Source organism: Candidatus Edwardsbacteria bacterium (genome assembly GCA_031082425.1).
GTDB lineage: Bacteria > Edwardsbacteria > AC1 > AC1 > EtOH8 > UBA2226.
In genome coordinates this window covers 313799-329315 of sequence record JAVHLB010000002.1, presented here as the reverse complement: position 1 = coordinate 329315, position 15517 = coordinate 313799, and the positions used below count along the sequence as shown (strand labels likewise).

Annotated in this window: 12 protein-coding genes; 3 read left to right on the top strand and 9 right to left on the bottom strand. The window is 54.0% G+C overall.

Annotation, left to right across the window (positions count from 1 at the left end; genetic code table 11):
- Positions 1-229: 229 nt before the first annotated feature.
- The 5 genes from RDU76_03170 to RDU76_03150 form a co-directional block, all read right to left on the bottom strand.
- Complete coding sequence (locus RDU76_03170; protein ID MDQ7797931.1) at positions 230-1459, bottom strand: serine hydrolase; 1230 nt, start codon at positions 1457-1459, stop codon at positions 230-232.
- Between the two features lie 698 nt (positions 1460-2157).
- Positions 2158-3507: a tetratricopeptide repeat protein gene (locus tag RDU76_03165; GenBank protein ID MDQ7797930.1), complete on the bottom strand. Its 1350-nt coding sequence runs from the start codon at positions 3505-3507 to the stop codon at positions 2158-2160.
- 180 nt (positions 3508-3687) lie between these two features.
- Positions 3688-4311, bottom strand: coding sequence for a response regulator (locus RDU76_03160; protein MDQ7797929.1), 624 nt, complete (start codon positions 4309-4311; stop codon positions 3688-3690).
- Positions 4312-4533: 222 nt separating this feature from the next.
- Positions 4534-4932, bottom strand: coding sequence for a secondary thiamine-phosphate synthase enzyme YjbQ (locus RDU76_03155; GenBank protein ID MDQ7797928.1), 399 nt, complete (start codon positions 4930-4932; stop codon positions 4534-4536).
- Between the two features lie 79 nt (positions 4933-5011).
- A complete protein-coding gene (locus tag RDU76_03150) occupies positions 5012-5995 on the bottom strand; it encodes a MoxR family ATPase (protein MDQ7797927.1) in 984 nt (327 codons plus the stop codon).
- Between the two features lie 357 nt (positions 5996-6352).
- Between RDU76_03150 and RDU76_03145 the strand changes: the two genes are divergently transcribed.
- A complete protein-coding gene (locus RDU76_03145) occupies positions 6353-10201 on the top strand; it encodes a tetratricopeptide repeat protein (protein ID MDQ7797926.1) in 3849 nt (1282 codons plus the stop codon).
- Positions 10202-10290: 89 nt separating this feature from the next.
- Entirely contained in the window at positions 10291-10908 is a 618-nt protein-coding gene (locus RDU76_03140; protein MDQ7797925.1) for an isoprenylcysteine carboxylmethyltransferase family protein, read from the top strand.
- A gap of 78 nt (positions 10909-10986) precedes the next feature.
- Here the strand turns inward: RDU76_03140 and RDU76_03135 are convergent, their stop codons facing one another.
- The 4 genes from RDU76_03135 to RDU76_03120 all read right to left on the bottom strand — a co-directional run bounded on the left by RDU76_03135 (position 10987) and on the right by RDU76_03120 (position 14270).
- Positions 10987-11847, bottom strand: a complete 861-nt coding sequence (locus RDU76_03135; GenBank protein ID MDQ7797924.1) for an RNA polymerase sigma factor RpoD/SigA — start codon at positions 11845-11847, stop codon at positions 10987-10989.
- A gap of 26 nt (positions 11848-11873) precedes the next feature.
- Positions 11874-13379: a Do family serine endopeptidase gene (locus RDU76_03130; protein ID MDQ7797923.1), complete on the bottom strand. Its 1506-nt coding sequence runs from the start codon at positions 13377-13379 to the stop codon at positions 11874-11876.
- Between the two features lie 29 nt (positions 13380-13408).
- Entirely contained in the window at positions 13409-13714 is a 306-nt protein-coding gene (locus tag RDU76_03125; GenBank protein MDQ7797922.1) for a MerR family transcriptional regulator, read from the bottom strand.
- A 103-nt stretch (positions 13715-13817) separates the two neighbouring features.
- Positions 13818-14270, bottom strand: a complete 453-nt coding sequence (locus tag RDU76_03120) for an Hsp20/alpha crystallin family protein (GenBank protein MDQ7797921.1) — start codon at positions 14268-14270, stop codon at positions 13818-13820.
- A 321-nt stretch (positions 14271-14591) separates the two neighbouring features.
- Between RDU76_03120 and RDU76_03115 the strand changes: the two genes are divergently transcribed.
- Entirely contained in the window at positions 14592-15503 is a 912-nt protein-coding gene (locus tag RDU76_03115) for a hypothetical protein (GenBank protein MDQ7797920.1), read from the top strand.
- Positions 15504-15517 lie beyond the last annotated feature (14 nt).

The window sequence follows — 15517 nt, the reverse complement described above, 5'->3', positions numbered from 1 at the left end:
ATTATCTTTATCCAGTTTAAGTATCATTCCTTCGACTTCAGCTCTTTGTTGGTGATAATTAAATAAGCAACTGTGCATATGAATTATTCTTGCAACTGTTCTAATTGTTTTTGCGTTACAGTTATTCGGGGTCAGCACCAGCGATTTTTCATGGTTTTTACGTGCATTCTTTTTTCATAAAATATTAGTTTTTTGTGTTTGAATTCAAATAACTAAGGTTAAGAATACTTTAATCATTTTTCTTCACATTTTTAAAATGTTTTCTAAAAAGATCAAAAAAACTGCGGTCGTATCCTTTATCATGCCAATCACCAGTTATAAAAAAAACGGCCCCATATCTTTTATTGTGATCAAAAAATGCAAAAGTAGAAATTCCAGAACCACCACCACCATGCGAAAACAAATATTCAGTTTCCGTTTCTCTTAGCCACCATGTTAGCCCCATATCTAATCGTTTATATCGCGGTGAAGACCCCATTCCATTAACATTTTGTGGAGTTAACATTAATTGAACTGTTTCTGGTTTTAAAATTTGTTTATCTTTAAATTTTCCATTGTTCATGAGCATAATCATGAAATTGGCAAACTGAGGAATGGTTGTGCGGAGACATCCATCTGAATAACCAGGCCATGCATAATGACAAACAGCGCGTTTTCCATCAATTGTTTCTTTATCAATACCCGGATGATCAGGATCCTGATTGGCCTCTGCTTCAGAAATATAATTTAATGCTATTTTTTTAGGATTGAGATCTCGCAACAACCATCCTGATTCATTCATTTCGAGAGGGATAAATATATTTTCACTACAGTATTCCGGAAATGGTTTTTTTGAGATACATTCAACCAGGTAGGCAATAAATACGTATCCTGAATTACAGTATTCCCACCTTTCGCCAGGTTTAAAATCTGTGAAATTCAAAGAATCGTATTTACTACCTTCCGGAGTATAGCAATTCACAAGATACTCTTTAAAAGATATATGTGTTTGATCACCACAAGCATACAAACTGGAAATATAAGCACTATTATCATACAATGACGACGTGTGGGTTAATAACATTCTGAAAGTAATTGGTATGTCAGGGTATTTTGGATTTCTAACCTGAAAAGGTAAATACAAATTGATATCATCGTCAAAAGCAAATTTGCCTTTGTCATACAAGGTCATTAATGCGGCACCCGTGACAGTTTTTGAAAGCGAAGCAAGAACAAACAATGTATTGGTATTGACCGTAACTTCCTGCTTTAAATCAGCCATACCTCGAGTCATAGACCAAACCATCTTGTCTTCTTCAATAATTCCAGAAGCAAATCCTACCAGATCGCCCTGGACAAATAATGAATCAATTTCTCTTTCAAGGGAAGCATACTTATTCAAATTTTCTTGACACGACTGCAAGAACAGAAAGCCAAATAAAATACTAACCCAAAATTGTGTTTTTTTAAATATATTCATTCTTTTAATTCTTTTAAGTGTTTAAAAATACATTTTTTTATTTGATTCAAAAAAATCGGGTCGGCTGGTGTGTCGGCTTTCTGGTCTTATCAATATTTCTTTTTTCTATCCTTTCACAATGGGTTACTTTTCAATGTTTCTATGTCGTAGTCTTTCTCTTACACTTGGCGGTAACTACTGGGTTTATGAAGTGCGTGTATTTTTGTCTTTGGCTGAAGGGGAAGGTGCGTATATCCGCCACCAGTGGTCGGCTTTACGAAACTGCGAAATTGTAGCCCATTGATTGTGTAAAGTCAATCACTTTTTCCTTAATTTCAATCTATCCAGGGACTGATGATTTTACCCAGGCTTTGCTTGGATACGCGGGTGTATATTTCGGTGGTTATGGGGCTGGAATGACCCAATAGTGCTTGTATATATCTCATATCAGTAGGGAACATGGAGGAGAATACCATAGGCAGCAACTGCGGGCAGATGGTGAGGAAATTCAAGGCAGAAATGCCGGAATACGCGGAAGCCCCCGCTCAAGCGGGGGCTTCCTTTTTGTATTTGTTGTCAACAGATTATATTGTGGGTCAGCGATTCTGTTTTAGTTTTTTAAACCAATCCCTCGCATTTTGCGTGCCAATCTCAAGTTACAGAACTTTTATAACGTTTCTACCGGGGGAGATATGCTTAATGGGAAAAAGTGTGGTTCGTTATAGTTTTGCTGCGCCCTCGTCAATCCTATAAACCCAGTTTTTGAGACCCAGCCCCAGAAAAATATCCCGGGCCGCCTTTGTCTCATCGGCCCGGACCAAGACCTGGCCGTGATAATAGCGGGCCTTGGCTGTATCCAATGGCTGCTTGATCGCTTCGAACATTTCAATGGCTTCCCGGAATTTTTTGTCTGACCCTTCAATTCGGGCTTGAAGCAGCAGGACTTCCGCTTTGCCGGCCTTTGAATTCAGCTGCCCGGCCAGCTGCAGCGACTTCTCCGCATATTCCAGGGCCAGGTTGTGATTTTTGAGCGCCATTTCTAGTTCGCCAAAATACAGGTATAATTGACGTAAAACGTTCTTGGCTCCCACCTCCCCGGCAATCTGTTCGGCCTTTGATAGGAATGACCTGGCATCCTCGTATCTCCCCTGCTTCAAATGGATATTAGCGATATGGTTCAGGCTTATAGCCTGACCCTGCCGATCTCCTATTTCCTCTTCTATCTTCAGGGCTTTGGTAAAATAATCGTATGCCTTGGGATAATCTTCAAGAATGCTGGACACACTGCCCATGTTATTCAGGCTGGGTGCCTGACCTTCCCGGTTTCCTATCTCCTCCCATATCTTTACCGACCGGACGAAGTACTCCAGGGCTTTAAGATAATCGCCGCTACGATAATACACAGAGCCGATATTGTTAAGGCTGGGAGCCTGGCAGTGCCGGTCGCCTATTTCTTCTTCTATCTTTAGGGCTTTAAGAAAATACTTCAACGCCAGGGAATAATCACCCAGATTGCCGTGAATCAGGCCGATGTTGTTGAGGCTGGTGGCCTGAACCTGCCGATCGCCGATCTTCTCCTCTATCAGCAGGGCTTTTTCATAACATTCCAGTGCCTTAAGGTAGTCGCCCCGATGATAATGGACAAAGCCAAGATTGTTAAGGCTGGGTGCCTGTCCCGGCAGGTTGCCATTCTCCTCCTCTATCTTAAGGGCCTGAGAGAAATACTCCAGAGCCTTGGGATAGTCGCCCTGACTGCCGTACACCAGGCCTATGTTGTTTAGACAGATGGCTTGGCCCTTTCTGTCGCCTAGTTCCCCGTAAAGAGAATGAGATTCCGTGGCCGAATTCAACATCTCATCATATTTGCTGACGGAATTATATAGATCGCTCAACGCCAAGTAATAATCCGCCTGGTATTTTTTATTCTGGATCTTCTCGGATAAAAACAACCCCCGTTTAAGATCATTTGATGCTCGATCATACCGGCCGACCAATATAAGAACCTGGCAACGGTTCAGCAGAATATGGAGGATCTTGGTGTGTTCAAAATTATGTTTTTGTTTTACCATTTTGTCCACGCTTTATACTTTTGCGGAATAAGAGAAGTTAGAGGACCCGCTGTTTGGCAGATAAATGCTATCATTATTCCGAATAATACATCTAAGAATAGATAAAAGTCAATTGCAAAGGTTGTGAATTAATAAATCTAAAATATTGAGATAGAAAAAACCCGCCTAATCGGCGGGTTTTTAAAACCTCTCGGCTACAAATTTTCCTTGGGTCCATGAGAGCAACAGAGGCAGTATCTCATCGCCGGACTGGCCTTCCAAAGTATATTTGGTGAGCATGGCATCGGTTATGTCTATCCGGCCTTTCTTGTCGTCCTGGCTGGTCATCTCAATGAAGCCGCTCCAGCCTCCGATGGAGAACATGTCTATCAGGCTGAACACTGAGATGATGGAAAGGTCCCCCTGGAAGGTCTTGGCCTTCTGCTCAAAAAGCTTCTTGGCCTCCTCGGACAGCCGCAGGCGCATGTCAATGGTCTTGAGCAGTTCCTGCCGGGCGCAGGGCTTGGTTATGTACTTGGTGGCGCCCAGCATGTAGCCCTGGATGCGGTTCTCCAGGCCGGTCTTGGCGGTCAGGAAAATAAAGGGGATGCCCCGCAGGCTGGGATCCTTTTTGACCTCGCGGCACAGCTCGTAGCCGTCCATGTTGGGCATCATGATGTCCGACAAGATCAGGTCCGGAGGATTGTTTTTAATGAGCTCCAGGGCTTCCTGTCCGTCAAAGGCGGTAGTCACCTGGTAGCCGCTCTTCTTGAGCTCGAACTCCATGATCTTAACGATATTCGGCTCGTCATCGGCCACTAACACTTTGTAACTGCTCATAGTAGAAATAGTATATGATAAGTGAATAGCATTGTCAAGAAATATTTAGGGATGTTTTTGGGACACGGACGCCGTCGTCCATAGCCGTCTTATATTGTGGCAGACTGTGGCGCCGGACGATTCCCGCAGATTTAGGCAGTTCATTATAACAATTATGTGTCTTTTCCAAAAGAATCTATCCGTGCAGATCCGTGTGCCATTGTCATCTCAACTTTTAGGACAAATATCCACCCACACCTGCCTTTGGCGCGGGCCGTCGAATTCGCAGAAATAGATGCCCTGCCAAGTGCCCAGCTGCAGATGGCCGCCTTTGATCATGACCGTCAGCTGGCAGCCCAGCAGGCTGGATTTGATGTGGGCGGCCGAGTTGCCCTCGCCGTGCCGGTAGCCGTTTTCCCAGGGGACCATCCGGTCCAGCTGTCTTAGTATATCCTCTACCACCGAGGGATCGGCATTCTCGTTGACGGTCAGCCCGGCGGTGGTGTGCGGCACCCAAATATGGCACAGACCTTCGATGACCTTACTTTCGGAGACCAGCTTCTGCACCCGGCCGGTGATGTCACTAAACTGGCTGCGGTCTTTGGTGGTGACCTGAAAAGAATCCATGGCGGTGGATTTTGGAGTTGCCGTATTGGTATTTGAATCTTTGTGCCCGTAGTGTCTTTGTGAGATAAATCAACTTCTGCTACGATACCAGCCTTTTGATCACCTCCACCGAATCCACTCCGGCCGCCTCGGCGTTGAAGTTGGTGATTATCCGGTGCCGCAGGACCGGCAGGGCCAGGGTCCGGACGTCATCGATCGACGGGGCCAGCCGCCCGTCCATGATGGCTAGGGCCTTGGCGCCCAGTATCAGGTACTGCGAGGCCCTGGGCCCGGCCCCCCAGGAGACGTATTCTTTCACGTGATCCGGGGCTGTTTCGCTTTTGGGACGGCTCTTCTGGGCCAGCCCTACGGCGTATTCCACCACCTGGTCGGCCACCGGCACCCGCCGCACCAGCTGCTGCAGTTCGATGATCTGCCGGCCGCTCAATACCGGCTGGATGTCGGCCTGGTAGGCCGAGGTGGTGGTCTTGACGATCTCCATCTCCTCGGCAAAGGAGGGATAATCCACCAAGACATTGAACATGAAGCGGTCCAGCTGGGCCTCGGGCAGGGGATAGGTGCCCTCCTGCTCGATGGGGTTCTGGGTGGCCAGTACGAAGAACGGCTCGTCCAGCCTGTAGGTGTTCCCGCCGGCGGTCACCTTGCGCTCCTGCATGGCCTGCAACAGGGCGGCCTGGGTCTTGGGCGGGGTGCGGTTGATCTCATCGGCCAGCACCACGTTGGCAAAGATGGGCCCTTTGATGAACTTGAAAGACCGCCGGCGGCTGCCGGGCTCCTCCTCGATGATGTCGGTGCCGGTGATATCCGAGGGCATCAGGTCCGGGGTGAACTGCACCCGGTTGAAACTCAGGTTCAGGCATTGGGCCAGGGTGTTTATTATCAAGGTCTTGGCCAGGCCGGGGACGCCCACCAGCAGGACGTGGCCGTTGGTCAGCAGGGCGGTCAGCAGCTGGTCCAGCACCGTCTCCTGCCCGATGATCACCTTGGCCAGTTCCTTTTTCAGGTCCCGCCGGGCCAAGTTCAGTTTTTCGATCGTCTGCCGGTCGTTCTGGTTCTCTTTCAATGGGTGCGCTCCTTAAAATCATTGGCTATTAGTCTAACAAATGGGGGCGGGATAAGTCAACGGAAATTTTGCCGGGCAGAGGGCCGGGGAATATCGTTTGCGATGATATTTGTTCCTTGACATCCCTTTCCCGATATGTTAATTTTACAAATTAAGACAGTCTGTGGCTTGTATAAAAAGACCCTTTACCACTGACACACTGAATTTTCGGAAGGAAATCACCAAGAAAATGAAGATTCAATGGATGTTGTTCCGTGTTTCTAAAATTTCGGTGATTCAGTGGTCAGTTTTGCAGGGGTCTCATTCTGGTATTACCATCATCCCTGTTTTGGATGCATAAAACCCAAGGAGCACGAGATGTCCCCATTAGCCGATTTTTTCCTACTTACCAAGGACCAGATCCTGCAGAAATCCGAGAAGCTGAGGAGCGAGGGCAAGCATTCCAAGGCCGCCGAACTGCTGGCTTCGGGCCTGAAGAACAGCGCCGAGGATTACGAACTGCTGCTGGCCCTGGCCTCCGCCCAGCTGGCCGACAAAAAGGGCCGGGATGCGGTGATGGCCCTGAAGAATGCGGTGACCCTGGTGCCCAGCCGCAGCGGGGAGATCATGGAGCTGGCCGAGAGGTTCTTCTTCTCCGACGGCCGGCTGCCGGAGATGGGCGATCTGGCCTTCGAGATGAACCTGGGGAAAAGGAACTTCGACGCAGCGGTGAAGCTGGTCAAGGAATTGGGAAACCACGATGTGGACGTGATGTACGCCCGATACAACAAGCTGAAGGAGTCGCTGGATCATTATCAGGGGCCGGCCAAGCCGGCCGGGACGGTGGCCCGCGAGATGACCACCTATTACGGGACCGCCCTGCTTACCGAGCGCCGGGGGCAGATATCCCAGGCCATGGAGATCCTGGAGAATATTCTGGTCCGGTCCCAGGACGAGGGGAACAACGTGATGGCCGCGGCGGCCAAGCTGGCCTCCTACCATCCCGGGGACACCGACACCATGCTCAAGCACGGGGACATTTTGCTGTCGCTGGACAAGAAGGAACGGGCCCTGGAGCTGTATGTCGAGGCGGCCAAAGGAGGGGCGGCCGACCGGGTGATCAACAAGCTGGAGAGTTTCTCCCAGCAAGATCCCGACAATATCGAGATGCTGTCCCTGCTGGTCAGGCTTAATCTTCAAAAGCAGGATGCCGCCAAAGCTTTTGCCAAGATCAGCAGACTGGTGTCATTGGACCGTCAGCATATCGATAACTGGATAAACACCCTGCGGGAGATCATCAAGCTGGATCCCGGAATGGCCGGAGCCCATATGCTGTTGGGGGACCTGTCGCTAGATTCCGATAAACTGGATCTGGCCATGGCCGGGTATGCCAAGGTGGCCGAGCTGGATCCCCAGCGGCTGGAGGAGATACTGGGCCGTTACCGGAAGATCATGGAGAGGTCTCCCGGAAATTTCGAGGCGGCCACCAAGATCATCGATGCCTATATATCGGCCAAACAGAACGACCAGGCCATCAGCGCCATACATGAAATAGTCGACCAGGACATCTCTCTGGTGGACCTGGCGCTGGAAAAACTGGACGCCATCCTGAGATCCAGCCTTGACCAGCCGGAGGCCCTGAATTACCTGGCGGAATGCTACCTGATACGGCAGGACAAGGCCAAAGCCATACCGGTCTACCGCTATCTGGCCACCCTGGGAAAGGAGCCTCAGGAAAAGGCCCTGGCCGGCCTGCAGAAGATGGTGGCCCAGGACCCCTCCGACATGGCCCCGATGATCGCCCTGCTGGATATTCTGGTGAAAGCAACGCGCTTCAAGGAAAGCGCCCTGTTCGGAGCGGAGCTGGCCAAGCGCCATCCGGCCAGCTGGGCCGAATATCTGCCCATCCTGGAAAGGGCCTCCTGCCTGGACGGCCAGGATTTCAATTCCGCTTTGGTGGACATCTGTTCCCAGCTGGAGGGATCGGGGCAATCCCACCCGGCCATAGAGTTTGTGAAAGCGGCGGCCCTGGCCGAGGCCGGACAGCATCAAAGGGCGGCCGAGTTGCTGTTGAAGCTGGCCAGGGACGAGAGGGCTTCCCGGCCGGCCAAAAAGGCCCTGGAGGAGGCCTCCCGGAAACATCCCCAGGCGGCTCACCTGCAACTGGCCCTGGCCGAAAGCTATCAGGACGACGGGAAAATGGAGGAGATGGCCTCGGCCCTGCTGTCGGCCATCCGCTACGACAAGACCATGGTGACCAAGGTCACCGAAAAATTGAACCGGCTGCTGGAGAAGAGCCCCGACAATGTCGGATTGCAGAGGCTGCAGCTGGAGCTGCTGTATCAGGAGAAACTGCTGGACCGGGCCTTCCAAAAAGCCGAGCAGATAATCGCCCGCTGGCCGGACCAAAGCGGAGCCGGGGCATACCTGCGGCTGGGGCAGATATCGCTGGAAAGGGGCGAACTGACCAAGGCGGCCGGCAGCCTGATGAAGGCCTCGGAGCTGGATGCCGCCCTGTCGGCCGAGGCGGCCGGATCATTGAAACGCCTGCTGGAGATAGATGTCACCAGCCTGGCCGGGCATTACGCCCTGGCCAGGGTGCTGATGCATCAGCGGATATTCGACCAGGCCATTGATGAATTGATGCTGGCGGGCGAGAAGGACCCCCGGCTGGCCGAGAACATCGCCGCCGACCTCAGAAGTATCCAGAAGCTGGAGCCGGCCAATGCCAAGGCCCTGCTGGCCGAGGCCCGGATGGATATCATCCTGAAGAACACCGACGCCACCCTGGCCGCCCTGAGCCAGCTGATGGACATCGCCCCGGATAATTTTGCCGGGGCCGAGGAGCTTTACCGAAAATTGCTTTCGGCCAACCCGGAAAACTTCCGGATCAACCTGGCCTTGGCCCGGGCCTATATCATCAACGGGGATATCGACCAGGCCGGTCAGCTGATAGAATCGGCGGTAAGCGCCGATCCCGATCTTTATGAACAGGCCATCAGCCTGCTGCGCATATCCCAGGAGAAGGATCCCCGGAACCTGTCCAATCAGGTGCTGCTGGCCAGGATATACCGCCTGCGGGCCAATTATCCGCAGAGCATTGAGCTTCTTAAAAGCTCCCTGGCCGGGGACCAGGGCCTGGCGGAGGCGGTGGGCCACGAGCTGCAGGCCATCGTCGCGGAAAAGCCGGATCTGCTGGCGGCCAGGTATCTGCTGGCCGAACTTCACCGCAAAAACAATCAGCCAGAGGCCGAGGTCCGGGAATACCAGGCCATATACAAGGCCGATGGAAATGAGCGGGCCAGGATACTGGCCCAGCTGGAGGAGATGGTATCCCTCGATCCCGGCCTGGTGCTGGCGGTCATTTTAAGCTCCCGGATCCTGGCCGACCAGGGCCGGCTGACAGAGGCGGTGGCCGGGTATATGAGGGCCTGCGAGCTGGACAATGCCTTCCGGTCCACCGCGGCGGCGGAGATAGAGAAGATGCTGTCGGGCAGTCCCCAGCTGCCGGAGATCTACGAAGCGCTGGGGACCATCTATTTTGAGCTGGGCAAATTCACCCAGGCCCGCGACATGTTATCCCAGGCAACCGGAGGGATAAACGATCCCGAACGCCGGATGAGGGTCCTGTTCTTCCTGGCCGAGACCCATCTGGCCCTGAGGGATGAGGCCAAGGCCGATGAGGCCATGGACCAGGTCCGGGGGATGATGTCCGACGCCAACGAGGTCTTCAGCGCCCTGCGTCGCTTTGCCTCCCGCCGCCTGCAGGTGGAGATCGATAAATCCTACCAGGCGCTGCAGGAGGCGCCGGACGACCAGTTCCGAAAACTGGACTTGGCCAACAAGCTGATAATAATCCAGAAATTCGATGCCGCCATAAACCTGCTCAATTTCAAACCGCTGGACGAAGAGCTGGCCAACCGCCGGGTGCTTACCCTGGGCAGGGCTTTCTGGGGGCGCCGCGAGGCGGTCACGGCCATGGAGCTGCTGCGGCAGGTTCCCCTGGAGGGGCATCCCTACAGCCGTTACCAGATGGAGGTTTGTTATCTGCTGGGGCAGTGCTACGAGTCCCTGGGGAATTATTCAGGGGCGGTGGCGGCCTACCGCAATATCTACATGGACCAGACCGATTTCCGGGATGTCAGGAACCGCCTGGAATGGTGCGCCGAAAAGGCGGTGATGAAGGAGTTGGAACATCGGGGGGCGGTGCTGGAGGCCAGCCTCTGAGGATCTTTAAAACAACCACCCGATAAAAATATGCCCGGCCACGACGACCGGGTGCATTGGAGATGCGATCAATAAGCTGGAGACATAAAGTGAAAACAACCTTGGGCAACCTGTTCTTCAAATGGCGCAGCTACACCCCGATACCGCTGCTGCTGGCAACTTTGGTCCTGGCCAAGCCGACCTTATGGTCCATCTCTTTGGGCCTGCTGGTGGCCCTGGCCGGAGAGCTGACCCGCATCTGGGCGGTGTCCTACGCCGGGGGGGCCACCCGGACCCTGGAGCCGGGGGTGGGCAATCTGATCACCGGCGGACCGTTCTCTTATGTCCGCAATCCGCTCTATGTGGGCAATCTCCTGCTGAGCCTGGGCGTCTGCCTGGCGGCCTGGCCGGCCAAGTGGTCCCTGATGATCTCGGAGGCCGTGGCCATACCCTGGCTCCTGCCTGTATTCATAATAGCCTTTGCCATACAATATGGCTTCATCGTGGCGGTGGAGGAGGACACCATCCGCCGGAGCCTGGGGGAGGTCTATGATGAATATTATAAAGCGGTGCCCCGCTGGCTGCCCCGTCTGACCCCTTATCCCAAACCTTACCCGGAGAGGGGTGATTTCAAGGCCGGTTTCCGCTCCGACCGCCGCAGCATCCAGACCACCTGCCTGGTGCTGCTGGTGATAATCATAATTTATATGGTCAGGCTTTTCGGATAAAAAGAACTTCAGACGGAAATATCCTGGGACAGTAAAAAGGGGGCGTCAAACGACGCCCCCTTTTATCATTGCCTGAATTCAGCTCAGATAGGCCTTCAGCCGGCCGCCCTCGGTGGCCAGTTTGATCTTCCGTAGTGCCCGATCCCTCAATTGCCGCACCCGTTCCCGGGAGATGTTCATCTTCTGCCCAATGGAGTCCAGCGTTCCATGGTCGTTATCGTCCAGTCCGTAATAAAGCTTCAGCACCCTGACCTCCCGCGGGGTCAGCACCGAAAAGGCCTGCTTGATGTCGCTGTCCATGGTCTTGCTCTTCAATGTCTCCTCGGGTGATTTGAAGCGGGGGTGCTCCACTATCTCCGAAAGACTGGTCTCGCCGTCCTCCGACAGCGGGGCGTCCAGGGAGACCTGGTTGGCGCTGTAACCCAGCAGATCGCGGATCTCCTCCACCGGGATCCTGGCCTTTTTGGATATCTGCTTGACGGTGGGCGGGGCGCCGTTGTAGCCGGGGTCGCTCTTTATCTCCTCGATGGCCCGGTTCAGCCGGGTCAGCTTCTCAATGCGGTTCATGGGCAGCCGGATGGTCCGGGTCTGCTCGGCGATGGCCTTCAGCATGGCCTGCCTGATCCACCACACGGCATAGGTATTGAAACGGTATCCCCGGGACGGCTCGAACCGCTGGACCGCCTTCATCAGCCCCACATTGCCCTCGTTGATGAGATCGGCCAGGGAAAGTCCCCGGCCCTGGAATTCCTTGGCGGTGGATACCACGAAGCGCAGATTGCTCTCGGTCAGCCGGTCGATGGCGGTCTTGATGCCCGCCTTGGCCTGCTGGGCCAGGGCCAGCTCCTGGTCCGGCGACAGCAGGGGGACCCGGCTGATCTCCTTGAGGTAGATGTCCAGCGACGGATCGTCATTATAGGCAATTTCCCGATAACTCATATATCAATTCGCTTTCGTAAAAACAGCTATTTTCCGGGCCTGACGGCAAAAAACCGCAAAGCCTCTCCCCGCTTGATCAAAAACACCACCGGACGGCTTGCCTGGCGCTTGCTGCCCAAGGCCTGAGAATAATCCCTGACGGTTCTTACGGTCTGTCCGTCGATCTTTTTAATGATATCGCCCCTTTGCAGACCGGCATCATCGGCCGCCGATCCGCTCCGGATGGCTTGTATCAGAACCCCTTCGGCATCCTTGACGCCGGCGGCCCTGGCCTCCGGGGAGTTCACCGGAAGCACTTGCTCGATCCCCAGCCAGGGTTTGTCCTGCCGGTCCTGCTCTGACTGAACCACAGCCTCTCCGGGCATCTCGCCAATCTCCACGGCAATGCTCTTTTCTTTCCGGTCACGGAGCAATTCCACCCTGACCTTGGCTCCCACCTTGGCATCGGCCACGATCTGACGGAACTTGGCCACCGTGGGGGTCTCCTGGCCGTTGAATTTTATTATCACATCCTGGTCCTTAAGCCCGGCCTTGTCGGCCGGGGTGCCGTCCTCCACCCGGGCTATCAGCACGCCGTTGGTGTTTTTCAGGCCCAGCCCCTCGGCCAGGTCGGCCGTCAGCTCCTGGGGCAGCACCCCCAGGTAGCCCCGCACCACCTTGCCGCCGGAGATCAGCTGGTCGGCCACATTCTTGGCCAGGTTGATGGGGATGGCAAAACCGATCCCCTGGCCGGCCGGGTTGATGGCAGTATTGATGCCGATGACCTGCCCCCTGATATCGGTCAGCGGACCTCCGGAATTCCCGAAGTTGATGGAGGCGTCGGTCTGGATGAAGTCCTGATACAGCGGCCCCCCGCCGGCGATGGGCAGGCCGCTGCGCCCCTTGAAGGAGATGATCCCCTGGGTTACGGTGCGCTCCAGTCCGAAGGGGTTGCCGATGGCTATGGCATAGTCGCCCACCTCGATGTCGTCGGAGTTGCCCAGAAGGGCCACTTCGGCATCCGGCAGGTCGGCCTTGAGGTCCTTCAGCCGGATGACCGCGACGTCGGTGCGGGGGTCGGTGCCCACCACCTCGGCCCGGAATTCCCGGCTGTCGGAGAGCTTCACCGTCAGCTCGCCGCCCCCGGCCACCACATGGTTGTTGGTCAGGATCAGCCCCTTTTTATCGATGATGAAGCCGGAGCCCTGGCCCTCCACCTTCTGTTTCTGCGGTTCGCGCTGGGGGACCTCGCCGAAGAACTCCCGGAAGAGATCATCGAACGGTCCCTGGAAACTGTAGCCGGGCCGTTCGATGTATTTTTTGGACTGGATGTTGACCACCGCCGGCCCGACCGTTTTGGCCACCGCCACGAAGGGGCTCTTGTACTCGGCATTCACCGACTGGTTCAAAGCAGGGGTGGAGGATATCTCCGCCCGAGAACAGGCGGTCCAGTTAAACCCGGAGGCCAGTATCAAACCGGCTATCAGCCCGATGATCCCGGCCATGACCGTCCTCTGCTCAAAGGCGGGAAATTTTCTCGATCTGCCAGACATTTCAGGTCTCCTTATAAATTATAATAAGATCATTCGGCATCTATCGGAGCTTGGTGTTCCTTCCGCAGATTATCGATGGTCTGCTGGGGATCGTCGACCATCTCCAGGATCAGGCGGACCCCGGCCAGATTCACCCGCTTCACCCTGACCAGGTATACTATGTACTCGATCTCCTCGATGTCCGCCTGGGAGTAGAGCCGGATGCGGCCGCTGACCCGGGCCGGTGAGACCAGCCCCAGGCGTTCATACATCCTTAAGGTCTGCTGATGCAGGCCCACCAGCCGGGCGGCCACGCTGATGGAATACAGGGGGGTCTGGGGATGAAGTTCCGGCATGGGTCGTCAGCCTTCTAATAAAAAATTGCAGCAGCATAAATGCCAAGATCGCTCCGGCCGACATTTTCGGCCGGAGCGGCGATCCCCTAAAGCTTTTCCGGGATCATTTGACGTCGATGGAGATCTCCTTGGGCTTGACCTCCTCGGATTTTGGCAGCTTGATGGTCAAGACGCCGTTCTCATAGGAAGCCTTGGCCTTGGCCGACTGGACCTCGCCGGGCAGGGTGATCATCCGCTGGAACTGACCGTAGCTGCGCTCTATCCGGTGGTAGGTCTTGTCCCTGGTCTCCTCCTCCCGCTTGCGCTCCCCGGAGATGGTGATGATGTCGCCGCTGACCTGGATCTTGACATCCTCCTTGGTCATGCCCGGGATCTCGGCCTTGATGATGATGTCGTCCTTGGTCTCCTCGATGTCCATCACCGGAGCCCACAGGCTGTCGCCCACCACGCGCCTTCCCGGGGCTCGTCCGAAGAAATCCAGGAAAAGGCGGTTCATCTCATCCTGCAGGGAAACGATATCGGACACCGGCTCCCATTTGGCCAGATCGTGTCTCATATCATACCTCCTTGAAAATAATGTTTTGTTCCTGAAATTATTTAAGCCAGGATCAAATATTGCTTGCTGATTGGTATAATATAACACTTGAGTGGCTTGTTGTCAAGTGGTTTGACAATGAAAATTTTATTAGTTGTAACTTATTGTAATTCATAATGATAAAATATGGAATAATAACCTGCTGTTTAGACCAAGATTTGACATAGGGGAGTAGTTGTAGGTTTAATCCAACTGTATCAGCAATTGTGGAAAGGGCAACTTTTCGGAAACCTATATATAGCTTAATGCCTCTAATGACAGTATATTAACCGAGAAGATACGATGAAAAAATATATTTGCTCCCTGATTTTCATATCTTTGGCAATGATCGTACAATCGGGATGCGGGAGGTCAAATCCGGCCTCTCCCGAGCTCAGCGATGACGAAGCCATCAATCTGCTTATTTCCTCTTCGGGCTATGCCGATTACTCGAATTACGCCGACGACGGTCTGGCCGATTTCAGCGAAACCTCCCCCAAGAGCGACAGCTTTCCATCCGATATCTATTTCCGCCGGCGCATAGAAAACGGATCGCATAATATCAGCATCAGTTATGACTCCAGCCGAACCTTTGCCACGGCCCTGATAACCACCGATTTTACCGGGCGCCTGGTGACAGATAACAATCAGAACGGGGTGTGCGACACCATCTCCCGGCCGTTATATGACCGGGGACTGCGGTATGTGTGGTTCAGGAAATTGAATGACCGCTGGCGGGTGTACGGGGCCTCGCCGATGGCGGTGCAGACGGCCGATCCGGCCAATAAGGTTTTTATAGACAGCATCCGGATCGAGGGTGACCTGGGTCTGCGGACCAGGGTGATGTTCAATCAGCAGGAGTTCGGTCAGGTGCTGAGGCGGGAGGAGATGCCCATATTCTACCAGGGGGCGGAGGTCACCTTGACGGTCTGGGCCAGCCTGGAGCAGGCTTCCGATTCCTGCTGGGCTTTTATGCACCGGAGGGTCCTGCAGAACGGGGTGGTGGATCACCTGAGGGCGCCGATGCTGAGACAGGGCCGGTTTGAATTCAGCCTCTGCTGGAAGCTGGATGCGATCACTGCTCCGGTGGTGCGGCATGCGGCGATCGATGTGCTGCTGGGCTCCACCCTGTTCGGCGACAGCACTGCCGAATACTCGGCCGGCATCTGGACCCTGCCCTATATAGTGACCAATAACGACAGTCTGCCAAAATAATAACCGGGACCAAA

Excerpts from the sequence above, each read along its gene's own strand:
- RDU76_03170 (MDQ7797931.1), bottom strand. The coding sequence starts at position 1,459 with ATGAATATATTTAAAAAAACACAATTTTGGGTTAGTATTTTATTTGGC.
- RDU76_03135 (MDQ7797924.1), bottom strand. The coding sequence starts at position 11,847 with ATGAGTTATCGGGAAATTGCCTATAATGACGATCCGTCGCTGGACATC.
- RDU76_03125 (MDQ7797922.1), bottom strand. The coding sequence starts at position 13,714 with ATGCCGGAACTTCATCCCCAGACCCCCCTGTATTCCATCAGCGTGGCC.
- RDU76_03165 (MDQ7797930.1), bottom strand. The coding sequence starts at position 3,507 with ATGGTAAAACAAAAACATAATTTTGAACACACCAAGATCCTCCATATT.
- RDU76_03120 (MDQ7797921.1), bottom strand. The coding sequence starts at position 14,270 with ATGAGACACGATCTGGCCAAATGGGAGCCGGTGTCCGATATCGTTTCC.
- RDU76_03145 (MDQ7797926.1), top strand. The coding sequence starts at position 6,353 with ATGTCCCCATTAGCCGATTTTTTCCTACTTACCAAGGACCAGATCCTG.
- RDU76_03155 (MDQ7797928.1), bottom strand. The coding sequence starts at position 4,932 with ATGGATTCTTTTCAGGTCACCACCAAAGACCGCAGCCAGTTTAGTGAC.
- RDU76_03115 (MDQ7797920.1), top strand. The coding sequence starts at position 14,592 with ATGAAAAAATATATTTGCTCCCTGATTTTCATATCTTTGGCAATGATC.
- RDU76_03130 (MDQ7797923.1), bottom strand. The coding sequence starts at position 13,379 with ATGTCTGGCAGATCGAGAAAATTTCCCGCCTTTGAGCAGAGGACGGTC.